Source organism: Flavobacterium sp., assembly GCF_040383245.1.
GTDB lineage: Bacteria > Bacteroidota > Bacteroidia > Flavobacteriales > Flavobacteriaceae > Flavobacterium.
In genome coordinates, this window is sequence record NZ_JBEIDX010000017.1 from 15938 (window position 1) to 39886 (window position 23949).

At 33.5% G+C, this 23949-nt stretch carries 23 protein-coding genes; 9 read left to right on the forward strand and 14 right to left on the reverse strand.

Annotation, left to right across the window (positions count from 1 at the left end; genetic code table 11):
• Positions 1-41: 41 nt before the first annotated feature.
• Positions 42-1325 (forward strand): UDP-N-acetylmuramoyl-tripeptide--D-alanyl-D-alanine ligase, encoded by a 1284-nt coding sequence (locus ABWO08_RS08040; RefSeq protein ID WP_353084993.1) that lies wholly within the window; start codon positions 42-44, stop codon positions 1323-1325.
• 47 nt (positions 1326-1372) lie between these two features.
• Here ABWO08_RS08040 and ABWO08_RS08045 read toward each other — a convergent pair whose 3' ends face one another.
• The 3 genes from ABWO08_RS08045 to ABWO08_RS08055 form a co-directional block, all read right to left on the reverse strand.
• Complete coding sequence (locus tag ABWO08_RS08045; RefSeq protein WP_353084994.1) at positions 1373-2323, reverse strand: energy transducer TonB family protein; 951 nt, start codon at positions 2321-2323, stop codon at positions 1373-1375.
• Positions 2324-2378: 55 nt separating this feature from the next.
• A complete protein-coding gene (gene nhaA / locus ABWO08_RS08050) occupies positions 2379-3518 on the reverse strand; it encodes a Na+/H+ antiporter NhaA (RefSeq protein WP_353084997.1) in 1140 nt (379 codons plus the stop codon).
• A 67-nt stretch (positions 3519-3585) separates the two neighbouring features.
• Positions 3586-4653, reverse strand: a complete 1068-nt coding sequence (locus ABWO08_RS08055; RefSeq protein ID WP_353084999.1) for an anhydro-N-acetylmuramic acid kinase — start codon at positions 4651-4653, stop codon at positions 3586-3588.
• A gap of 94 nt (positions 4654-4747) precedes the next feature.
• Here ABWO08_RS08055 and ABWO08_RS08060 point away from each other — a divergent pair, with 94 nt between their 5' ends.
• From ABWO08_RS08060 to ABWO08_RS08070, 3 genes are all read left to right on the forward strand, one after another.
• Positions 4748-5884: an acyl-CoA dehydrogenase family protein gene (locus ABWO08_RS08060; protein WP_353085001.1), complete on the forward strand. Its 1137-nt coding sequence runs from the start codon at positions 4748-4750 to the stop codon at positions 5882-5884.
• 88 nt (positions 5885-5972) lie between these two features.
• Positions 5973-6650 (forward strand): SDR family NAD(P)-dependent oxidoreductase, encoded by a 678-nt coding sequence (locus ABWO08_RS08065; RefSeq protein ID WP_353085003.1) that lies wholly within the window; start codon positions 5973-5975, stop codon positions 6648-6650.
• 2 nt (positions 6651-6652) lie between these two features.
• Entirely contained in the window at positions 6653-7255 is a 603-nt protein-coding gene (locus tag ABWO08_RS08070; RefSeq protein WP_353085005.1) for a SprT-like domain-containing protein, read from the forward strand.
• A gap of 46 nt (positions 7256-7301) precedes the next feature.
• On the opposite strand, the gene ABWO08_RS08075 is transcribed toward ABWO08_RS08070, so the two are convergent.
• The 7 genes from ABWO08_RS08075 to gcvP form a co-directional block, all read right to left on the reverse strand.
• Positions 7302-8072: an ABC transporter ATP-binding protein gene (locus ABWO08_RS08075; protein ID WP_353085007.1), complete on the reverse strand. Its 771-nt coding sequence runs from the start codon at positions 8070-8072 to the stop codon at positions 7302-7304.
• Positions 8069-8818 carry an MlaE family ABC transporter permease gene (locus ABWO08_RS08080; protein WP_353085009.1) on the reverse strand — a complete coding sequence of 250 codons (750 nt, stop codon included), beginning with the start codon at positions 8816-8818 and terminating at the stop codon, positions 8069-8071. Before ABWO08_RS08080 ends, ABWO08_RS08075 begins: the two co-directional genes overlap by 4 nt.
• Before the next feature lie 82 nt (positions 8819-8900).
• Positions 8901-9749, reverse strand: coding sequence for a glycosyltransferase family 2 protein (locus ABWO08_RS08085; RefSeq protein WP_353085010.1), 849 nt, complete (start codon positions 9747-9749; stop codon positions 8901-8903).
• Complete coding sequence (locus ABWO08_RS08090) at positions 9750-10274, reverse strand: methyltransferase (RefSeq protein ID WP_353085012.1); 525 nt, start codon at positions 10272-10274, stop codon at positions 9750-9752.
• A 108-nt stretch (positions 10275-10382) separates the two neighbouring features.
• Positions 10383-11441, reverse strand: a complete 1059-nt coding sequence (locus tag ABWO08_RS08095) for a 3-oxoacyl-ACP synthase III family protein (RefSeq protein ID WP_353085014.1) — start codon at positions 11439-11441, stop codon at positions 10383-10385.
• 115 nt (positions 11442-11556) lie between these two features.
• Positions 11557-11943 (reverse strand): group III truncated hemoglobin, encoded by a 387-nt coding sequence (locus tag ABWO08_RS08100; protein WP_353085016.1) that lies wholly within the window; start codon positions 11941-11943, stop codon positions 11557-11559.
• 114 nt (positions 11944-12057) lie between these two features.
• On the reverse strand, positions 12058-14901 hold the full coding sequence (gene gcvP / locus ABWO08_RS08105; protein ID WP_353085018.1) for an aminomethyl-transferring glycine dehydrogenase: 2844 nt from the start codon (positions 14899-14901) through the stop codon (positions 12058-12060).
• Between the two features lie 172 nt (positions 14902-15073).
• On the opposite strand from gcvP, the gene ABWO08_RS08110 reads away from it, so the two are divergent.
• On the forward strand, positions 15074-15847 hold the full coding sequence (locus tag ABWO08_RS08110; RefSeq protein ID WP_353085020.1) for a hypothetical protein: 774 nt from the start codon (positions 15074-15076) through the stop codon (positions 15845-15847).
• A gap of 30 nt (positions 15848-15877) precedes the next feature.
• Here the strand turns inward: ABWO08_RS08110 and ABWO08_RS08115 are convergent, their stop codons facing one another.
• The 4 genes from ABWO08_RS08115 to ABWO08_RS08130 form a co-directional block, all read right to left on the reverse strand.
• A complete protein-coding gene (locus tag ABWO08_RS08115) occupies positions 15878-17902 on the reverse strand; it encodes a M3 family metallopeptidase (protein ID WP_353085022.1) in 2025 nt (674 codons plus the stop codon).
• A gap of 127 nt (positions 17903-18029) precedes the next feature.
• A complete protein-coding gene (gene purE / locus ABWO08_RS08120) occupies positions 18030-18515 on the reverse strand; it encodes a 5-(carboxyamino)imidazole ribonucleotide mutase (protein ID WP_353085024.1) in 486 nt (161 codons plus the stop codon).
• A gap of 10 nt (positions 18516-18525) precedes the next feature.
• Positions 18526-19671 carry a 5-(carboxyamino)imidazole ribonucleotide synthase gene (locus ABWO08_RS08125; RefSeq protein ID WP_353085026.1) on the reverse strand — a complete coding sequence of 382 codons (1146 nt, stop codon included), beginning with the start codon at positions 19669-19671 and terminating at the stop codon, positions 18526-18528.
• Between the two features lie 36 nt (positions 19672-19707).
• Positions 19708-20241: a HEAT-like fold family protein gene (locus ABWO08_RS08130; RefSeq protein WP_353085028.1), complete on the reverse strand. Its 534-nt coding sequence runs from the start codon at positions 20239-20241 to the stop codon at positions 19708-19710.
• A 98-nt stretch (positions 20242-20339) separates the two neighbouring features.
• Here ABWO08_RS08130 and hpt point away from each other — a divergent pair, with 98 nt between their 5' ends.
• The 4 genes from hpt (at position 20340) to ABWO08_RS08150 (ending at position 23939) form a co-directional block, all read left to right on the forward strand.
• Positions 20340-20870 carry a hypoxanthine phosphoribosyltransferase gene (gene hpt, locus ABWO08_RS08135; protein WP_353085030.1) on the forward strand — a complete coding sequence of 177 codons (531 nt, stop codon included), beginning with the start codon at positions 20340-20342 and terminating at the stop codon, positions 20868-20870.
• A 25-nt stretch (positions 20871-20895) separates the two neighbouring features.
• A complete protein-coding gene (locus tag ABWO08_RS08140) occupies positions 20896-21468 on the forward strand; it encodes an adenylate kinase (RefSeq protein WP_353085031.1) in 573 nt (190 codons plus the stop codon).
• A 110-nt stretch (positions 21469-21578) separates the two neighbouring features.
• Positions 21579-22613: a GTPase ObgE gene (obgE, locus tag ABWO08_RS08145; protein WP_353085033.1), complete on the forward strand. Its 1035-nt coding sequence runs from the start codon at positions 21579-21581 to the stop codon at positions 22611-22613.
• A 54-nt stretch (positions 22614-22667) separates the two neighbouring features.
• Positions 22668-23939 carry a zinc-dependent metalloprotease gene (locus ABWO08_RS08150; RefSeq protein ID WP_353085034.1) on the forward strand — a complete coding sequence of 424 codons (1272 nt, stop codon included), beginning with the start codon at positions 22668-22670 and terminating at the stop codon, positions 23937-23939.
• Positions 23940-23949 lie beyond the last annotated feature (10 nt).

Below are 23949 nucleotides of genomic sequence, written 5' to 3' on the forward strand. Positions count from 1 at the left end.
CCCTTTTATTAGGGCTTTTTGTTTTTTAAAATAGATTTATAATGACAATCAGTGAAATTCATAAACTATTTACCAGCTGTTCTTCGGTAGTAATTGACACTCGAAAAATTACACCTAATTCATTATTCGTAGCATTAAAAGGGGAGCGCTATGATGCAAACACCTTCACAAAAGAGGCATTAGATAACGGTGCTTCCTATGTTTTAATTGACAATAAGGATTATTTTATTGATGGTAGAACTATACTTGTTGAAGATTGTTTGACTGCTTTACAGCAATTAGCTAAATTCCATCGCGAATATTTAAAGATTCCAATTATTGCTTTAACCGGAAGTAATGGGAAGACTACTACCAAAGAGTTGATAAATGTTGTATTGTCTAAAAAGTATAATACCAAAGCCACTATTGGTAATTTAAATAATCATATTGGTGTTCCATTAACCTTGCTTTCATTCAATTCAGAAACCGAAATTGGAATCGTTGAAATGGGTGCCAACCACCAAAAAGAAATTGAGTTTTTGTGCGGCATTGCTTTGCCAGATTATGGTTACATAACCAATTTTGGAAAAGCTCATTTAGAAGGTTTTGGGGGAGTAGAAGGAGTGATAAAAGGCAAAAGCGAAATGTATACTTATCTTAAATCAAACAACAAAAAAGTGTTTGTAAATTTAGATGATGCAATTCAAAATGATAAAACTAGTACTATGGATCGAATTACTTTTGGTCAAAATTCCGCTACTGTATCAACTGGAATTTCTAATGTTATTGCCAATCCATTAGTTGAAGTGCAATTTCACGAACTTACAGTTAAGTCCAATTTAATTGGTTTGTACAATGCGAATAACATTAGTGCAGCAATTACTATTGGAACTTATTTTGAGGTTGCAGATAAAGATATTAAGGAGGCTATTGAAAGTTATATTCCTGAAAATAATCGATCGCAATTGTTAAATAAAAATTCTAACGAGATAATCTTAGATGCATATAATGCAAATCCTAGTAGCATGCTTGTGGCTTTGCAAAATTTCTTGCAATTGGATAAAACCGATAAAGTAATTATTATTGGTGATATGTTTGAATTGGGCGAAGAAAGTCTTGCAGAACATCAATCAATAGTTAATTATTTAAAACCGAATGAGTCGGTTGCCTGTTATTTTATTGGAAACGATTTTTATTCAAATAAAGTAGAGCAAACCAATTTCAGTTTTCACAAGGATTTTGATGCATTTACAGTATTTCTAAAATCAAGCAAGTTTAAAAACAAAACTATATTAATTAAAGGTTCTCGAGGGATGGCACTAGAGAGAGTGCTCGAATATATTTAAATAAAAAAGCTCCATCATTTGGAGCTTTTTTTTCTTTTGATTGCAACTTAATTTCGTAGACTAAAATTATATTTAATTGTACCAACTTGTTTTTCAGTTCCATCTGGACTTGGACTCCATTTAGTATTTAATGCCGCTATTTTTGCTTGAGATGCTAAACAAGATGCGGTATTTGTTGTGCCTCTTGCACCAGGTTTAGCTTCTATCACTTTACCATCTTTATTTACGGTAATTTGCACAACTACGGTCCCTTCTTCATTGCAATTGTAAATAGGTTGCGGCTTGCTAATTGCCATTCTTCCATTTAAATCATACCCTGATCCATTTCCTTTTCCATTACCACTTCCGTTTCCACCGCCACTTCCAGAACCATTTCCAGCTCCAGTACCTGTGCCATTACCACTTCCGTTGCCTCCGCCAGAACCACCTCCTGAACCACCATTACCTGAGTATCCTTTTGAATTAATATCACCGTTTTCACGACCTTGATTTCCTGCAGATTTAGAATTTCCATCGCCTCCCTTTTTGTTTCCTTTTAAAAGATTAGCCACTGCATCATCCACTTTTCGTTCCACCGGTTTTTTTACTTCAACCGGTTTTACAACCTCTGGTTTGGTAATTACTTTAGGGTTTTTTACAGGTTCGTTTTTAGGGATAACCACATCCGTTTTATCTGCTTCAGCATCCTGAGAAATGATATCTTCTTGAGGTGTTTCTTCAACTGCAACTAATTTTGTGTTGGATTTTATATCGAGTTCTTTGCTGTCAAAATTAGCTCCCGAACCTAAATCAGTGTCACCAAAATTAACAGTAACTCCGCCACCACCTCCGCCACCTGTCATAGCTAAAAGTTCTTCGTCCGAAGGAGGCCAAAAACTAATTAAATATAAGATACAAAGAAGTATACAATAAACAATTGTAGCTAGTATCACAGACTTTTTTTTGTCAGATAAAGATGAATTTAGCGTACTCTTTATTGCTATTGATGTTAATCCCATAGACCTTTTTTTATTTAACGATTAAAGATACTAAAAATTGTGAATTTTAAATTAATTATTTAGCTGATTTGAAATTTCTGCTAAGTAATATATAACCAATAACTCCCGAGATTAAGGAAGCTATTAATATTATGATTTTCGAATTGTTTATCACCAAAATACTGTCAAAAGCTAATAGCGTAATGAAAATTGACATGGTAAATCCAATGCCGCCAAGAAATCCCACTGCAGCTAGTTTACTCCAATTGATACCTTTGGGTAGATTAGTTAGTTTAAGTTTAATTGCTATATAAACAAAAGAGATTATACCAATTGGTTTTCCTAAAGTTAATCCAAATAAAATTCCCAAAGAATACGGTTCTGAAATAATATGTAACCAATCATTACCAATAGTTATCGCGGTATTACATAAAGCAAATAGTGGAATAATTACAAAAGCAACGGGATAATGCAGCCAACTTTGAAGTTTATAAGAAATAGATTTTTCTTTTCCGTCTCCAAAAGGAATTGCAAAAGCTAAAAGTATTCCGGTAATGGTAGCATGGACACCCGAATTTAGCATAAAATACCACATTATAACCCCTCCAATTAGATACAAAAGCAAATTAGTTACTTTCAGTCGATTGAGTACCAATAGCAATCCAAAAACACCTAATGAAATTGCTAGATTTAGAAAGTAAATCGTTTTGGTGTAAAAGAGCGCAATCATCAAAATTGCTCCTAAATCATCTATTACTGCTAATGCAGTTAAAAAGATTTTTAAAGATAACGGAATTCGATTTCCTAAAAGGGATAATATTCCAATTGCAAAGGCAATGTCGGTTGCCATTGGTATACCAAATCCCATTTGAAATGGGGTATTATTATTAAATAAAATATAAATTATTGCAGGAATGATCATGCCTCCAGCAGCTCCACTAAGTGGTAGGATAGCATCTTTAATTTTAGATAATTCACCAATATAAAGTTCTCTTTCTAATTCTAATCCAATCAATAAAAAGAAAATTGCCATTAATCCATCATTAATCCAATATTCAATGGGATGCCTCGCAATTGTAAAATGCCAAATTGAATTATACCCTTCCGAATATATTGAATTTGCAAGGAGTAAAGATAGGATTGTGCAGAGCAGCATAACCAATCCCCCTGCTTTTTCGCTATTAAAAAAAGAAAGAAAAAGTTTTGTTCTTTTCATTTAATTGTACTTTTATTCTGATTTTTTAAAAGTAAATGCAGATAAGTTAGTCTTAATTTATATATCCTCAATATTTATATATTATTCCACTACTGTGATCGCTTTTAGCTCCTGTAACACTGCTTAAAACATTAATCTCGTTTCTTAATTTTAACACACCTAAAAGCGCAAATATTAAGGCTTCTTTGAATTCTAAGGTATTATTATCTGGAATGATAATTTCAATTTTAGGTAAATGAAATTGCATGCGTTCAATTAAAAAATCGTTGTAAGCACCGCCGCCTGTTATTAGCATTTTGCCTTGTTTCTTATTTAATGCCAAATTAGTTTGTACTGCAATATGCTCCGTAAAAGTGTGCATTTTATCTTCTACCTTAATAGAATGTTTTTCAATTAATGGAAATACAACTTCTTTAACAAATTCAAATCCTAGTGATTTTGGGAATGGTTTTTTGTAATATTCTAATGCGTTTAATTCATTCAACAAATCTAAATTCAATTTTCCGCTTCGAGCATTGGTACCTTTATCATCATAATCCAATCCCAATTTATTGGCATAAAAATTCAAAACAGTATTTACGGGTGAAATATCAAAGGCCACTCGGTTGCCATTTTCTTCAAAAGACACATTAGAAAAACCACCTAAATTTAAGCAATAATCAAATTCTGAAAATAATATGCGGTCTCCTATTGGAACTAAAGGCGCACCTTGTCCGCCTAATTGAACATCCTGAACTCTAAAATCACAAACTACTTTTTCATTAATAATTTTGGCGATTTTGGGTAAGTTTCCAATTTGTAAAGTAAATCCATTTTGGGGTTGGTGAAGAATAGTATGCCCATGAGAACATACGGCATCGAGATTTGAAATCTCATTTTTTTCTATAAATGATTTAATTAGTTCTCCTAATAAATCGGTGTAATTTTCATTTAATTGAATTAATTCTGCTTCCGAATAATTCATCGCCTCTTTTAGCTTTATTACCCATTCTGGAGAGTATGAAACGGTTTCGCTTTTTGTTATTTTATAACTCCATTTTTGATTTTTCAAATTGAATTCTATCTCTGCCAAATCAACTCCGTCTAGCGAAGTGCCTGACATGACGCCAATAACACGATAGTTTTCTTTAATCATTTTTAAAATTACGAAATCGTTTGAGAAATTAATAAAATTGTTCTATTTTTGAGGTCTAAAATTAAGTAATTATCAAATAATATCACTCAAAAATATGGATTTTAATCTAACCGAAGAACATTTAATGATTCAGCAAGCCGCTAAAGATTTTGCTCAAACCGAATTATTACCTGGAGTTATTGAAAGAGACGAACATTCGAAATTTCCAACTGAGCAAGTTAAAATGATGGGTGAACTTGGTTTCATGGGAATGATGGTTGATCCAAAATACGGTGGTGCAGGATTGGATAGTGTTTCTTATGTTTTGGCAATGACCGAAATTGCCAAAGTAGATGCATCTTCAGCCGTTATTATGTCGGTTAACAATTCACTTGTTTGTGCTGGAATGGAAAAATATTGTAACGAAGAACAAAAAATGAAATACCTAGTTCCGCTTGCAAAAGGGGAGGTAATTGGTGCTTTTTGTTTATCTGAACCAGAAGCAGGAAGTGATGCTACTTCTCAAAAAACTACCGCAATTGATAAAGGTGATTACTATTTGTTAAACGGAACAAAAAACTGGATTACCAACGGATCTTCAGCTTCAACTTATTTAGTTATTGCTCAAACAGATATTGAAAAAGGACATAAAGGAATCAATGCTTTCATCGTTGAAAGAGGTTGGGAAGGATTTGATATTGGTCCCAAAGAGAAAAAAATGGGAATTCGCGGAAGCGACACCCATTCTTTACTATTCAATGATGTGAAAGTACCTAAAGAAAACCGAATTGGTGCAGATGGTTTCGGATTTGCATTCGCAATGAATGTGTTAAATGGGGGTCGTATCGGTATTGCATCGCAAGCCTTAGGAATTGCAACAGGTGCCTACGAATTAGCATTAAAATATTCGCATGAAAGAAAAGCATTCGGAAAAGAAATCTTTAACCACCAAGTTATTGCATTTAAATTAGCCGATATGTATGTAAAAGTTACTGCAGCCAAATTATTAGTAATGAAAGCGGCCTGTGAAAAAGATGAAGGTAAAGATATTGCTCATTCGGGAGCTATGGCCAAATTATATGCTTCTGAAATTGCTTTGGAAGTGGCTAATGAAGCAGTTCAAATTCATGGCGGAAACGGTTATGTTGCCGAATACCATGTAGAACGAATGATGCGTGATTCTAAAATTACTCAAATTTATGAAGGAACTTCTGAAATTCAACGTATTGTAATTTCAAGAGGATTGTCATAGCAACCTATTAAATCAAATTATTTTACCCTTTCAGAAATTCGTTTTTGAAAGGGTATTTTTATTAATTTAGCATTTGTAAAATCGCTGTATGAAAAATGTAATTATTACCGGAACTTCTCGTGGAATTGGATTGGAATTGGCCTTATTGTTTGCTTCCCAAGGGCATCAAGTGGCAGCTATTTCAAGAACAGTAGCACCTCAATTGTTAGGAAATCCAAATATAACTTGTCTCTCTGTAGATATTTCTTCAGAGAAACAGCTGCAAGAAGTTGCTGCTTTTATAGAAAACACATGGAAAAAAGTGGATGTAGTGATTCATAATGCAGGGATTTTGGTGAATAAACCCTTTTTGAAAATCACTCCAAATGATTTTGAAAAAGTATATAAAGTAAATGTTTTTGGAGTGGCTCATTTAACCCAAGTTTGTATTCCTTATATGAATTCAGGTAGCCATGTAGTTTCAATAAGTTCTATGGGTGGAATTCAGGGAAGTATGAAATTCCCAGGTTTAGCAGCTTATAGTTCTAGTAAAGGAGCCTTAATTACACTTTCTGAATTATTGGCAGAAGAGTATAAAGAACAAGGAATTGCATTTAATGTATTGGCACTTGGTGCGGTTCAAACCGAAATGTTGCAAGAGGCCTTTCCTGGATATAATGCTCCAACTACTGCTTTAGAAATGGCCGATTATATTATGAACTTTGCTTTGACGGGTAATAAATATTATAACGGCAAAGTGTTACAAGTTTCTTCTACAACGCCCTAATTTTGAGTGAAGTCTTAGCTAAATATTTACCCGAACACGCAGTCGAAACTTGTTTTGAGTTAATCAAGGCCAATCGGGTACATCTAAAAATTGTAAACGAAAGGCAAACACGCCACGGTGATTATCGAAAAGGACTTTCGGGAAAACACGAAATTACCGTAAATGCCAATCTAAATAAATACCGGTTTTTAATTACCCTTATTCACGAAATCGCACATTTAGTAGCTTTTGAAAAATTTGGAAGAAAAATTTTGCCGCATGGTGTTGAATGGAAAATAACTTTTCAGAGGTTAATGGTTCCTTTTATTCGTCCAGAAATTTTTCCTAATTCAGTATTGCCTTTAGTTGCGAATCATTTTAGAAATCCTACCGCTAGTAGCGACACCGATGCTAAATTAGCATTTGCACTAAAACAATTTGACGAAAGAAAACCCGATATTCATTTTATTCATGAAGTGCCAAGTGGAAGTTTATTTAGAATAAAAAATGGCAGAATATTTCAAAAAAAAGGGCTTCGAACCAAGCGTTACGAATGTTTGGAAGTAAAAACAGGAAGAGTATTTTTGTTTAATGCCAATGCAGAAGTAGAAATTATACCAGGATAAATAGTAGATATAATTAGAATCACTTCTTTGGCGAAAAATAAATAGATTATTGTTGCTCTTCTTTGTTTTGTGCCTTTCTGATTTTTTTAAACAAATTTGAAGAATATACAAAGTCAACAATTGCTTCATTGTCAGTTTTGAAAATTTCTTTATTTGTGCCTTCCCAAGCTAATAATCCCTCTTTAAGTAATATTATTTTTTGACCAATTTCCATAACCGAATTCATATCGTGGGAATTTATAACCGTAGTAATATTATATTCCTGGGTAATCTCCTGAATTAGGTTGTCAATTAATATTGCTGTTTTGGGGTCTAATCCAGAGTTAGGTTCGTCACAAAAAAGATATTTTGGATTGTTAACGATAGCTCGTGCAATGGCAACTCTCTTTTGCATTCCACCTGATAATTCTGAAGGTTTTTTATGGTGAGCATTTGTTAAATTCACTCTTTGAATAACAAAGTCGGCACGCTCTTTTATTTCGGCAGCTGTTTTATTGGAAAACATCCTTAATGGAAAACCAACATTTTCTTCCACAGTCATACTATCAAATAAGGCGCTACCTTGAAAAACCATTCCAATTTCTGTTCTTAATGCTCTTTTATCATCATCGGATAATTCAGAATAAATTCTACCGTCAAATGATATAGTTCCTACTTCAGGAGTGTGTATTCCTAATAAAGATTTTAACAAAACGGTTTTACCAGAGCCACTTTGACCAATAATTAAATTGGTTTTTCCAGTTTCAAAAATGGTCGAAATTCCCTTTAAAACTTTATTATCACCAAATGATTTTTCTATATTTTTTATTTCTATCATGATGTTAATAGTAATTGAGTTAAAATATAGTTGACCACAATAATCACAACACTTGTCCAAACAAATGAAACGGTACTTGCTTTACCTACTTCTAGTGCACCACCTTTCATGTAATATCCATGAAATGAAGGGATTGTAGAAAGTAAAAATGCAAAAACCATTGTTTTTATAAAAGCATAGGTTATATGAAACGGAATAAAATTAGTTTGGAGGCCGGTAACAAATTCATTACTAGCTACAAATCCACCATATACCCCAGCGATCCAACCTCCAAGAATACCAAGAAACATAGCAATACCTATTAAAAATGGGTACAGTAGGGAGGCGATGATTTTTGGAAATACAAGATAATTTAATGAATTTACTCCCATTACCTCAAGTGCATCGATTTGCTCAGTAACTCGCATTGTTCCTATACTTGATGTGATGAAAGAACCCATTTTACCAGCCATAATTATGGATATAAATGTTGGAGCAAATTCTAAAATTATAGATTGTCTGGTAGCAAATCCTATTAATTGTTTTGGGATTAATGGATTGGTTAAATTTAAAGCCGTTTGAATGGAAACAACACCTCCAACAAAAAAGGAAATGAATGCAACAATTCCTAAAGATCCAATTATCAAATCGTCAATCTCTTTAAAAATTAATCCGCGCATTACAGACCATTTTGTTGGCTTGTTGAATACCTCTTTTAGCATCAAGAAGTACCTTCCAATTTGCGATATGTATCTAAGAAGTATCATTTATTTTTGAGAATCAAATTGCTGGAATAATTAGTTGTAAATGTACTATAATTTGTTTAATTGTTTAGGTTCAATATATCGATTAAAATAATTTCTCTTTCATTTTTTTTAATCGATAATTTCGAATGAATTTCCCTTGATCGGGAGTGACTAACATTGTTTTATTACTTTTTTTAGCCATCCAAAATCCTTTGATGTAATCAAAAAACAACAACGGTTTTTTCTTCATCATTGCTAATTTAGCCGAAGCAATACCCGTAATTAAAAATCCATAGCCTAAGGTGTAAAAGGCTTCTCCTTGCTTGTATCGTGCAGTTTTATTATAGTTTGCGCCAGTTGGTTTTAAGTGTTTTACTTTTAAAGAAGAGTCTGTAACTACTTTCCAGTTGTAAAATTTGCAAAGTAATTCGTCAACTGTGTCCCAACCCATAGCCGCTCTCAGGCCTCCAATTTGGATGAAAGCTTCTTTTCTATAGGCTTTGAATGCACCTCTAATGTGGTCTTTATCCGTAAGGTTTTCAAGGATGAATTCTCCATTTTTTTCAATGTAAGCAAATCCACCTGCCATGCCAATTTTGTCATCCGATTGAAAATGAGAAATTACTGTCTCAAAGTAATTATTTGGAAAAATTAAATCGGCATCAGCTTTTACAATCAAATCATAATTCTCGTCTAATGTTTCAAATCCCGCCTGAAAAGCTTGAATAACCTTGCTTCCAGGTAAATGAAGTGCATCAGAAGTTTTGTTTACCAAAGAGATAAATGGAAATTTAGATGCAAATTTTAAAACGATAGTTGCAGTGTTGTCTGTTGAATTATCATTTACAACCACAATTTTTGCTGGCAAAACCGTTTGTTCAACTAGCGATTGTAGTGTTAATGCAATAAATTCTTCTTCGTTGTGAGAAGGAATTACGATGTAGTATCTCATTTATTTTACTTTTTCAGCGTAAACCATATAATATCTCGGAGTAAAATAGCGTAACAGTGGACGGAAACCAAACTTTTTTACTGGGTGTGTAAACTTTTCTCTGGCTGTGATTTTCCAACCTGTTTTTTCTAAAAGCCAATCCAATTGCCAATCTTCAAATTCGTGGTAGTGTCTGTCCCACATGTCGGTTTTGCTTCTATATGCAGGAGAAAACCATAAGCGTAACGGAATAGAAATTAAAAGTTTATCGCATTTTACATTTTGTAAAATGGTATACGGATTTAATAAATGTTCAAAAATTTCAAATGCAGTAAAAACAGAATAATCTTGATTTTGTAACGCAGAAACATCATTGTCTAAATCTTCCCCAGAGGTGTTCTTTACTGTGTATCCATTTTCTAACATTATTTTTGAAAAAGGATTCGGAACACCTAAATCAAAAATAGTTTCGGAAGTTGCTACATGTTTTTGTATAAATTCTAAGGTATGCTTAAAGCGTTTATTAGGATAGGTTTTTTCGTACATTTTAATTTGTTTCAAGTTTATTGTTTCATTTGAAAACAGTCTGTAAATTTAGTAATTTAACCTGAAACTTTAGACTTTTAGAAGTAAACAAAAATCGCTTTTCTTGAATTACATTTTATAAACGATGGCATTAATATTCATTCCAGAACCAACGGATGCAAATAAAATAACATCACCTTTGTTAATGCTTTGATCTTTGATTTTTCCTTTAATAAGTAAGTCAAATAAGGTTGGAACTGTTGCTACACTTGAGTTTCCTAACTCATGAATACTCATTGGCATAATTTCGTCGGGCATTTGTTGGTCATAAAGTTTATAAAACCTTTGAATTATAGCCTCATCCATTTTTTCGTTGGCTTGGTGAATTAAGATTTTTTTCAATTGACTGATGTCAACTCCACTTTTATCAAGGCATTCCTTCATTGCTTTTGGAACATTGGAAAGTGCAAATTCGTAAATTTTTCTCCCATGCATTTTTATGTATCTCACATTTGGATCGTGCTCTTTGTTGAATGATTTTCCAAAAAATAAAAAATGCGCTTCATTATAAGTGTAAGTAGCCGTTTCATGAGCTAATATTCCGCCTTCTTCATTAGTGGCTTCAATGATTGTGGCACCAGCACCATCGGCATAAATCATTGAGTCTCTATCGTGCGGATCTACAACTCGAGATAAGGTTTCTGCGCCAATCACCAAACATTTTTTTGCCATTCCGGCTTTGATATACGCTTGTGCTTGAATTACGCCTTCAACCCAACCTGGGCAACCAAAAAGCATGTCGTAAGCAATGCACTTTGGGTTTTTTATTCTTAATTTATGTTTTACTCTACTTGCCAAACTTGGAAGCATATCCGATTGAATTGCACCTTTATTAACATCACCAAAATTGTGAGCAAAAATGATATAATCTAATGTTTCTGGATCTAAGTTGGCATCTGCTATTGCTTTTTCTGCGGCAATAAGAGCGATATCAGAAGTAGTTAATTCATCAGAGGCATACTTTCGTTCTTGAATCCCCGTAATTCCATAAAACTTTTCAGTAATAACATCATTTGGTAATGCAAAATTAGAACCGTCTTCATTTAAGAATACATGATTTGAAAAGTCTTTATTTTTTATGGTTACGGTTGGGATGTAACTTCCAGATCCAGTGATTTTTATATTCATATCTTTATAATTATTGTAACGAATTTATTGATTTTATTTTAATCTTTTCTGCAGAATAATAAAAACCATAAATTATTATTAATTATTTAATAAATAGATTGCAAAATTAATAATACTATAATTTTTCATCTTTTTCTTTTGCAATCTTAATTTGCATAACCGTTGATAAATTGTGCGCTTGGTTTTTCATGCGTTCACAATTTATACCTTGATAATTTTCGTCAATGGCATTTTCAAAATGATTAAGCCAAATTTCGAAAAGTTCTTTTGATAGATAAGATTTAGCATTCACATCCAAATGAATTTGGGTAAGGTTATTGTAATAGCCTCCTGTTCCAAGAATGGATTGCGACCAAAAGCTGACTAATACTGGTAAATGTTCTTCTAGTTTAATTTTCACAACATCAGTAAAAATATAACTGATCGCTTTATCGGCTAAGAGTTTTTTGTAAAACTCATCTACAACTTTATATAAATCGTCTTGGTTTTGAATGTCGTTCATAAGAATAAAATTTATACAAAATTACTTTTTATAAAAGTGTAATCTTGATTAATGTCATGTTTAATAAAAAAAGGTTCCAATTAATTGAAACCTTTTTTATTTTTCGAGTTTTTATTACATGTATGCTTCGATTGGAGCACAGCTGCAAACTAAATTTCGATCTCCGTAAGCATCATCTACACGACGAACACTTGGCCAGAATTTATTATCTGCAATATAATCTAGTGGAAACGCTGCTTGCTCACGAGTGTAAGGGAATTCCCAAGTGTCTGAAGTTAGCATTGCTAAAGTATGTGGTGCATTGTGTAAAACCGTATTATGGTCTTCGGCAGTTGCTTTTTCAATTTCTTTTCTGATAGAAATCATGGCATCGCAAAAACGATCCAATTCGGCTACATCTTCACTTTCTGTAGGTTCAATCATTAAAGTTCCAGCAACTGGGAACGAAACCGTTGGTGCGTGGAAACCATAATCCATTAAACGTTTTGCAATATCGGTAACTTCCACTCCTTGTTGTTTGAAAGCACGGCAATCTAAAATCATTTCATGTGCCGCTCTTCCCATTTCTCCAGAATACAATACTGGGTAATGATCCTCTAAACGCGCTTTCATATAATTGGCATTTAGAATTGCATATTTAGTAGCATTGGTCAATCCTTCAGACCCTAACATCGAAATGTATCCATAAGAAATTAAACAAACTAATGCCGATCCAAATGGCGCAGCAGAAATAGCTGTAATTGCTTGATTTCCTCCAGTAGGGATAATAGGGTTGGTTGGTAAAAACGGAACTAATTTTTCGTTTACACAAATAGGACCCACTCCAGGACCTCCACCTCCGTGAGGAATTGCAAAGGTTTTATGTAAATTCAAATGGCAAACATCTGCGCCAATTGTAGCCGGATTTGTTAATCCAACTTGGGCATTCATATTGGCTCCATCCATGTAAACCAAACCTCCATTTTCATGGATTAGATCCGTAATTTCAATAATTGTGCTTTCAAAAACTCCGTGAGTAGAAGGGTAGGTAACCATTAATGCAGATAAATTGTCTTTATGCTCAATTGCTCTAGCTCTTAAATCTTCTACGTCAATATTTCCTTCTGGAGTTGTTTTAGTAACAATAATTTCCATTCCTGCCATAGCAGCCGAAGCCGGATTGGTTCCGTGTGCCGATGATGGAATTAAGCAAATATTTCTGTGGTGATCACCTCTTGATAAATGATAGGCTCTAATAGCCATAAGTCCTGCATATTCTCCTTGTGCTCCCGAGTTCGGTTGCAAAGTAGTGCCTGCAAAACCTGTTACCACATTAAGTTGGTGTTCTAATTTTTTAAGCATGATTTGGTATCCTTCTGCTTGTTCAATTGGAGCAAATGGGTGAATGCTGTTCCAATTTGCCATAGATAACGGCAACATTTCGGCAGCTGCATTTAACTTCATTGTACAAGATCCCAAAGAAATCATCGAATGATTTAAAGATAAATCTTTGCGTTCTAATTTTTTAATGTAACGCATTAATTGCGATTCAGAATGATGATTATTGAAAACATCATGTGTTAAAAAAGTAGAAGTTCTATTTAAAGAAGCCGGGTAATTAGTGGTGTTAGTTAATTCACTAATGGTTACATTTTCTTTATTTACTGCTTCCGCAAATACAGAAACAATTTGATTTAAGTCTTTTAAAGAAGTAGTTTCATTTAAAGAAATTGAAATTGTTTCGCTATCAACATAAAAGAAATTTACTTCGTGTTTTTCAGCTACCGCTTTTACTTTTGTAGCATCTGCTTTTACCAAAATGGTGTCAAAGAAGGAAGTATTGGTTTGATAAACCCCTAATTTATTTAAGGCATCTGCCAAAGTCACTGCCGAAGCATGAACTTTATTTGCAATATATCTCAATCCTTTTGGACCGTGAAAAACAGCGTACATTCCTGCCATTACAGCCAATAAAACTTGTGCTGTACAAATGTTAGAAGTCGCTTTTTCTCTTTTAATGTGTTGTTCTCTAGTTCCTAATGCCATTCTTAATGCACGATTTCCATTTGCATCAATGGTAACTCCAATGATTCTTCCTGGCATCGAACGTTTGTATTCTTCTCTGGTTGCAAAATATGCAGCGTGAGGACCTCCATAACCCATCGAAATTCCGAAGCGTTGCGAAGTTCCAACTACAACATCAGCGCCCATTTCTCCCGGAGGAGTTAAGGTAACTAAGGATAAAATATCGGCAGCAACGGCTACTTTTATTTCTGCAGCATGTGCTTTTGTAATAAATCCAGCATAATCATGTACTTGTCCGTATTTTCCAGGATATTGTAAAATTGCTCCAAAGAATTCCTCAGAAAAATCGAAAGTTTCGTGATTTCCAATTACTAATTCGATTCCTTTTGGAGTAGAACGCGTTTGCAATACCGAGATGGTTTGTGGTAATACCTCTTCCGAAACGAAAAATTTAACTACATTGTTTTTCTTTTGATCTCTAGTTCTAACATCAAATAATAGCGCCATAGCCTCTGCAGCAGAAGTTCCTTCATCCAATAAGGAAGCATTGGCAATTTCCATTCCGGTTAGTTCAATTATGGTAGTTTGGTAGTTTAAAATCGCTTCCAATCTTCCTTGTGCAATTTCTGCTTGATACGGAGTATAAGCAGTATACCAACCCGGATTTTCAAAAATATTTCTCTGAATAACAGCAGGTACAATAGTTGGATGGTATCCTAAACCGATATACGATTTATAAACTTTATTCTTTTTTCCTAATTCCTGAATGTGACTTAAATATTCATATTCTGTCATTGGCGCATCCAAATCCAATTCTTTTTTCAAACGAATGTTGTTTGGAACTGTTTCTGAAATTAATTGATCTAAGTTTTCTACCCCAATGGTTTTAAACATGCGTTGTAGGTCATTTTCACGAGGACCTATGTGGCGTAAAGCAAATGCGTCTGTTTTCATTTATTAGAAATAAAGATAAGTTTGTGTTGTGTTGAAAGAACCAAAAACAGTTCTTATTTGAGCAAACAAAAGTAATTATTAAACTTCTATTTTTTCATTAAACAAGTTGTAATATTTTGAGAATTTTTCAACCAAAAAGAGGTCTTATTAACAGATTGGCTATTTTTGTGAAATGAAATTTCTTCAGCGGCTTCTCGATTTTTACATTCAATCATCCATTCATGTTGGCTTTGCCGTTTTTTGTTTGGTTAAAATTACAGAAAACACAGCCAATTTAAATCCAAATCCAACTTTATCATTTAGTGTTTTTTTTGCAACAATTTTGGGATATAATTTTCTAAAATATGGGGAAATTTTTTGGAAAGGAAATTATCATTCGGTTAAAAATTATGCCATTCTATTCGTTTCAATTTTTTCACTTTATGGATTGATTTATCAATATATTAATCTTTCAAATGCGATTCGGATGCATTTATTAGTATCGGGAATATTGGTATTAATTTATCCGTTTATTAGAAAATTCGGAATACTAAAATTGTTTTTTGTAAGTCTTGTAGTTACTTATATTTCGATATTTATTCCCTTTGCCAATGTAAAAGTTATCGAAATGGATTTAGTAATAAATTGCATCCAACGATTTTTATTATTGTCCAGTTTGTTAATTCCATTTGAAATAATGGATAGTTTTCAGGATCCAATTTCGTTACAAACATTTCCTCAAAAATATGGCATAAATAAAACCAAGTTATTTGGAATGTTATTTATAATTCCTTTTATGGTTTTGGAGTTTTTGAAAACTAATAGTTCTCTAATTTCTTTGTTTATTGGATTAATAACTGTGATTTTTATTCATTTTTCTTCGAAACAACGCAATAAATATTACACCAATTTTTGGGTAGAAAGTGTGCCTATATTTTGGTTGATTTTGCTATTAATTTGGCAATAAAAAAACCGAAGTAAAACTTCGGTTGGTATCTTATAATAATCCGGCTCGTTTCAATAACGCATCAGCATTGGGTTCCTGACCTCTAAATCTATTATACAAATCCATTGGCAACTCGGTACCGCCCTTAGAAAGTACATTTTCTTTGAATTTAGTAGCCACCTCTTTGTTGAAAATTCCTTTTTCTTGGAAATAAGCAAAGGCATCGGCATCCAAAACTTCTGCCCATTTATAACTATAATATCCAGATGAATAGCCTCCTTGAAAAATATGGGAGAAGGAAACGCTCATGCAATTTTCTGCTACATCAGGAAATAATGCGGCATTATCCATTGCTTCTTTTTCAAATGCTTTAACATCAGCAATTTCTTGATTCACTGCATGGAAAGCCATATCTAAAATTCCGAAACTCAATTGACGCATCGTAGCCATACCTTCTAAAAAGCTGGCGCTTTCTTTGATTTTTTCTACATAGGCTTGCGGAATAATTTCTCCTGTTTCATAATGATTTGCAAATAGCGCCAAAGACTCAGGCTCATAGCACCAATTTTCCATCACTTGACTTGGTAATTCCACAAAATCCCAAAATACTGAAGTTCCCGACAAACTCGGATAAGTAGTATTAGCCAACATTCCGTGTAAGGCGTGACCAAATTCATGAAACAAAGTGGTTACTTCATTAAAGGTTAATAAGGAAGGCTTGGTTTCGGTAGGCGGAGTGAAATTACAAACGATAGAAACATGAGGTCTATCGTTGATTCCGTTTTTTATCACTTGCGATTTATACGAAGTCATCCAAGCGCCATTGCGTTTTCCTTTTCTTGGAAAAAAATCGGAGTAGAAAATAGCAACTAAATTATTTTTTTCATCTAATACTTCAAATGTTTGAACATCTTCGTGGTATTTGTCAATGTCAAAAACTTCTTTGAAGGTAATTCCGAATAACTTTTCTGCAATAATGAACGCTCCATTTAAAACCTTTTCTAATTGAAAATAAGGCTTAAGTAATTCGTCATCTAAGCTGAATAATTTTTGTTTTAACTTCTCAGAATAATAGGCGCCATCCCATTTTTCAAGTTGCTCAAAGCCGTCTAATTCTCTGGCAAAAGCAGTTAATTGTTCAAATTCTTTTTGTGCTGCAGGTTTGGCTTTTTGCAATAAATCATTTAAAAAAGTTGTTACTTTTTCTGGATTTTGAGCCATTCTTTCTTCCAATACAAAATGCGAATGCGATTCGTAGCCTAACAGTTTGGCTCTTTTATGACGTAGAGAAACAATTCGTTTTACATTTTCTTTGTTGTCGAATTCGTTGTCTTGAAATGCTTTTTTACCGGCAGCTATCGCTATTTCTTTTCGTAATTCACGATTTTCAACATAAGTTACAAATGGCAAATAACTTGGAAAATCTAGTGTGAAAACCCAACCTTCTAATTCTTTAGATTTTGCTAATGAACGCGCCATTTCTTTGGCTCCTTCCGGTAGGCCTTTTAAATCGATTTCATTGGTTATGTGAAGTTGGTAGTTGTTGGTTTCGGCCAAAACATTTTCACCAAATGTCAGTTTTAATTTGGCTAACTCGGTGTCTATTTCTCGTAAAACCAATTTATCTGCTTCATTCAGTAGCGCCCCGTTTCTGGAAAAACCTTTAAATTTTTTATCTAAAAGTGTGGTTTGTTCTGGTGTTAAGGTTAACGAATTTTTTTGATCGTAAACGGCTTTTACACGCTTGAATAAATTTTCATTCAAAGCCACATCGTTACTGAATTCGGTTAATAACGGAGAAACTTCTTGCGCGATTTTTTGCATTTCGTCACAAGTTTCCGCCGAATTTAAATTGAAGAATATTGAAGATAAGCGATCCAATTGTTCTCCCGAAAAATCTAAAGCAACGATCGTGTTTTCATAAGTTGGTGCTTCAAGATTAGTGGCAATGGCATCTATTTCTGCTCTTGCAGAAGCAATATTTTCTATAAAAGCAGGCAAATAATCTTCTAGTTTTATTTGTGAAAAAGGTGCGGTATTGTGTTTGGTTTGAAAAGGTGCAGTTACTATTTTCATTTTGAAAAAGGCGCATTTATTGTGTTAAGGTATGTAAAAAAGGAGTAGTCTTAGCCCTGATAGCAGTGAAAATCCTTTGCTGTTAAGCAAAGATTGAAACGAATAGCAGGAATAGCTTCAAAAAAAACTATTTTTTCAATTCGTTTGCTGCTTTATTTACGGCTTCTTTAAGGCTCTCTTTGTAGAAAACAATTTTATCAAGCACGCATTTATCAGCACTTCCGACGATTTGTGCGGCAAGAATTCCGGCATTTTTTGCACCGTTTAAGGCAACAGTTGCAACAGGAACGCCGCCCGGCATTTGCAAAATAGACAAAACCGAATCCCAGCCATCAATAGAATTGCTTGATTTTACGGGAACGCCAATTACAGGAAGTGGCGACATGGAAGCGACCATTCCGGGTAAATGCGCAGCACCACCGGCACCGGCAATGATTACTGAAATTCCACGCGTGTGGGCATTTTTGCTAAAATCAAAAAGTTTTTCGGGTGTTCTGTGTGCCGAAACGATATCTACTTCGGTCTCGATGTCAAATCCTTTTAAGATGTCGATGGCTTCTTGCATCACAGGCATATCGGATATGCTTCCCATTATTATGGCTACTTTACTCATAATTTATTTTTTAACTAATCACTCGAATACTATTCTTAACCTCTTCTGCAATTTTTCTTGCTTCTGCCATGTCTTCATTTACAATCGTTACATGTCCCATTTTTCGAAAAGGTCTTGTTTCTCTTTTACCATAAATGTGAGGGGTTACCCCGTCTATGGCCATTATTTTTTCAATATTTTGATAGGTCACAGGGCCTGAAAATCCTTCTTCACCGACCAAATTTACCATAATTCCGGCAACTTTACTAGCAGTATTTCCTAAAGGTAGGTTTAATATGGCGCGTAAATGGTTTTCAAATTGTGAAGTATAACTGGCTTCAATGGTGTGATGTCCTGAATTGTGAGGTCTTGGCGCCACTTCATTGACTAAAATTTCATCGTTGTCAGTTTGAAACATTTCAACTGCCAATAAACCAACATGATTAAAAGCTTCGGAAACTTTTAGCGCAATTTCTCGGGCTTTTTGGGCAACTTTCTCCTCAATTCGTGCTGGACAAAGTACGTATTCTACTTGATTGGCTTCGGGATGGAATTCCATTTCAACTACAGGGTAGGTGCTAATTTCTCCAGATACAGATCGCGCAACAATAACCGCCAATTCATTTTTAAACGGCACCATTTCTTCTGCAATGCATTCTACATTAGGCAAATTATCTAAATCGGAATTCGAGCGAACCACTTTTACTCCGTTGCCATCGTAACCAAATTGGGTGCACTTCCACACAAATGGGAAAGTTAAAGAATCGATTGCAGATTTAAGTGAATCTAAATTTTCAAATCGTTTGTGTTTGGAAGTTGGAATAGAATTCGCAACATAAAAATCTTTTTGAACTCCTTTGTTTTGAATTAAACGTAAGGTTTTTGGTGAAGGAAAAACGGGTAAACCTTCTGCTTCCAATTTGTCTAAAGCGTCTAAATTTACATTTTCAATCTCAATGGTTAAAAGGTTTACTTTTTTGCCAAATTCATAAACGGCAGTGTAATCCATTAAATCTCCGGTGAAAAATTGTGAAGCTCCAAATTGGCTTGGTGCGTCTTTGCTTGAATCTAAAATATAGGTTTGAATGTCAAATTTTCTAGCCTCAGCAAGTAGCATTTTGCCTAATTGACCTCCACCTAGAATTCCAAGTTTAAAATCGGAAGAAAAGTAGTTCATTTGTGTTGTGTTTGCGCAAAGATAAACATTTGAAAATTATTTCAATCGCTTCAAAATATCTTTTACTGCCGATTTATAACCTGGGGTTTGAAAGCTACAATCTCTTTGAAGTAAAATTTTTAATTCCTCATTTACCCATTTGTGTTTTTTACTGAGGTTGTATAAAGCTCGCATAGTATATGCAGCATTTGCAGCTTTGTTAGATTCAATCAGCCAATCTAAACAAGCCTCAATTATCTTATCTTCTTGATTTTCTGTTAATGAATATTTTTTAGAATTGGTTAGAAATAAACAAATTTTAGAAATAGAACGTATAGCAGAATCAGATTTGTAATGTTGTAATGTGTCACAAAATTTATCTAAATAAGGTATAAATAAATACATTTTTTCTTCACAAATCAGTTCTAAAATCCAACAGGCTTTGTGATGGTTTTTGTCTTTGGTGTCGCAAGCAATTTCTACTAAATCGCTTAAATAGTTTGGATTTGCAAAAATGAAGTCTTTATTTTCATCTCTGCTTTTTCTGTGGGCGGTACTTTTGGCTATCAGATTGTAATATTCTGCATTCATTTTGTAAATATAGCATATTCACAAAAAAGTCAAAATACTTGTAAGTAAATAGTTATTTGTTCGTAAATTTGCCTCTTTAAATTTCAAAAAACATCTTAATGATCCATCTACACGATAAAACTTTTGAGCCATTTATTTCGTCAGAAGAAATTGATTTTGCAATTGCAAATATGGCCAAGCAAATGGATGATGATTTTTTTGATGAAATTCCGATTTTTGTTGGAGTTCTAAATGGTTCGTTTATGGTTTTGTCGGATTTGATGAAGAAATATAGAGGAATGTGCGAAGTGAGTTTTGTAAAAATGGCTTCTTATGAAGGGACGCAAAGCACAAATGAAGTAAAGCAATTAATCGGTATTAATGAAAATCTGGAAGGCAGAACGGTGGTAATTGTTGAAGATATTGTAGATACCGGAAATACCATTGAAGAATTGAAAGCCATTTTTAAAGACAAAAAAGTAAAACATCTAAAAATTGCTACTTTGTTTTTCAAACCAGATGCATATAAAAAAGACATTAAAATAGATTATGTTGGTATTAGAATTCCAGATAAATTCATTGTAGGATATGGTTTAGATTACGATGGATTAGGAAGAAATTTAGCCGATGTATATCAATTAGTGCAATAACACAAACTTAAAATTAAATATACAAATGATTAACATTGTTCTTTTCGGAAAACCAGGTGCAGGAAAAGGCACACAAGCCGAATTTTTAAAAGGAAAATACAATTTGACTCACCTATCTACAGGGGATATTTTTAGATATAACATTTCAAATGGCACCGAACTTGGTAAATTAGCCAAAACCTATATGGATCAAGGTGATTTGGTTCCTGATGATGTAACTATTCAAATGCTTCAAAGTGAAGTGGATAAAAACCCAGATTCTGCTGGATTTTTGTTTGATGGTTTTCCAAGAACTTTAGCGCAAGCAGCAGCACTTGATCAATTTTTAGAAACAAAAGGACAAAAAATTACAGCTACTGTTGCCCTTGATGCTGATGATTCAATATTGGTTGCTCGTTTATTAGAAAGAGGAAAAACTTCGGGTAGACCTGATGATCAAGACGAAGAAAAAATTAGAAATCGTTACCAAGAGTACAATGAAAAAACCGCTCCCTTAATGGATTACTACAAAGGTCAAGGTAAATTTCATGCAGTAAATGGTATTGGTACCATTGCTGAAGTAACTGAAAGATTGAACTTGGTTTTCGATAAGTTTTAATTTTATTGAATAACCAATAGTAACTATTCCTAAAAAATGTAGTTGTATCTTTGAAGCAGAATTAGCTTTAATAGGTTTGTTATTTTCTTAGTGAACCAAAATCAAATAAAATGACAGAAGGAAATTTTGTAGACTATGTAAAAATATATGTTACTTCCGGAAAAGGAGGTAAAGGATCTACGCACTTACATAGAGAAAAATTCATTGAAAAAGGTGGTCCTGATGGAGGCGATGGAGGTCGTGGAGGTCATGTTTATTTGAGAGGAAATAAGAGTTTGTGGACTTTATTCCATTTAAAATTTATTAAGCATATTCGCGCGGGACATGGTGGAGATGGTGGAAGTTCAAGAAGCACCGGTCACGATGGAGAAGATAAAATTGTAGAAGTGCCTCTGGGAACGGTAGTTAAAGATATAGAAACCGGAGAAATTTTATTTGAAATTACCGAGCACGATGAAGTTCAAATTTTAGCGCAAGGTGGAAAAGGTGGTTTAGGAAACTGGCATTTTAGAAGTTCAACCAACCAAACACCAAGATATTCACAACCCGGAATGCCATCTTCTGAATTGGATGTAATTCTAGAGCTTAAAGTACTTGCTGATGTGGGGTTAGTTGGTTTCCCAAATGCAGGAAAATCTACTTTGTTATCGGTTTTAACTTCTGCTAAACCAAAAATTGCAGATTATCCTTTTACAACTTTAAAACCTAATTTAGGGATAGTTGCTTATAGAGAATTTCAATCGTTTGTAATTGCAGATATCCCCGGAATTATTGAAGGTGCTGCCGAAGGAAAAGGATTAGGGCATTATTTCTTGCGTCATATAGAGAGAAATTCTACTTTGTTATTTTTAGTTCCAGCTGATGCCGATGACATCAAAAAAGAATACGAAATTCTATTGGATGAATTGCGTCGCTATAATCCAGAGATGTTAGATAAAGATCGATTATTGGTTATTTCTAAATGCGATATGTTAGACAATGAATTGAAGGCAGAAATGAAGCAAATTTTGGATAAATCCAAAATCGGAATTCCGTATCTATTTATTTCTTCTGTTGCCCAACAGGGGTTAACCGAGTTAAAAGATAAACTTTGGGAAATGCTAAATGTTGATGATGATAAACCTGAAAACAGTCATAAAATTTAATTTAATAAATAACATTTTTTATATTTACAAAAAATAATAACTAAATAATATATTATGAAAATCAAATTAATTTTAGCATTTTTTATATTTAAATTAGGATTTGCTCAACACAGAACTTGTGGAATGGAACAACAGATGCAACGAATAATGGCTGATCCTCAATTAAAAGAACAATATTTGGATTTGCAACAACAGTTTGAAAATGAATTGCAAAGATTGAGTAATTCTAATGAATCTAAATCTACTGCTGCTACAATTAGAATTCCAGTAGCGGTTCATTATCCTTCAGTTGTAGCATCAGCAACAAATGCATCCTTGCGAAGTTGTTTAATTCTGCTTGCACAAAAACAAGTAGCTATATTAAATGCAGATTATAATGCTACTAATTCTGATTTGTCAAATTGGGTTAATGATCAAGATTTTTATCCAGATACCAATTATGGAAATATGAATGTTGTTTTTGAAATTGCAACACTTAATCATCCAACAGGCACTGGACTTGGATTTCCAACAAATGGTAATCCAGCGATTACTTTTGGTACAGATTTTTTATCAAATGCAGATACTGATAGTACTTGGGCAGGGTATTGTAATTTAGTAGTTAGAAATCTTACATCGGGGATTTTAGGTTATTCTCCTCTGGGAGGCTCACCATCTTCAGGAATGACAGTGGTTATTGATAATAATTCATTTAGTACATCTTTATCAGGGAGCCCTTCAGCTTGTCTTGGTTATGTCCCTTCTCCACCATTTAATCTTGGAAGAACACTAACTCATGAATTAGGACATTTTTTTAACTTAGATCACACTTTTAAAGCTTGTGATGGAAGTAATTGTGCTACATCTGGTGATAAAGTATGTGATACTCCATCAGCAGATACCCCTTATTATAATTGTGATCCTTCTGGATCTGTTTCAACTAATTGCGGTACTACACAGTTAACAATGAATTATATGGATTATGTAGAAGATTCATGTATGTATATGTTTACTCAAGGTCAAGTTAATAGAATGACAGCATGGAGTAATATTATTGGTTCTCAATTGAATATGAATACATTAGCAAATAATGAATTTATTAATACAAATTTTTCTATAGTGCCAAATCCAAGTAAAGGTATATTTTCAATTCAATTAAAAGAACAAATAGGTAATTATTCAGTATCAATTATTGATTCATTAGGCAGAGAAATTTATAATATGGATTTTAATCAAAATTCTGATTTAATTCAAAGTATACAAATAGATAATGCATTAAGTGGTTTGTATTTTGTTACTATAAAAAGTAATGGTGCAACTTTAACAAAGAAAATATTAGTAAAGTAAGGATTATATA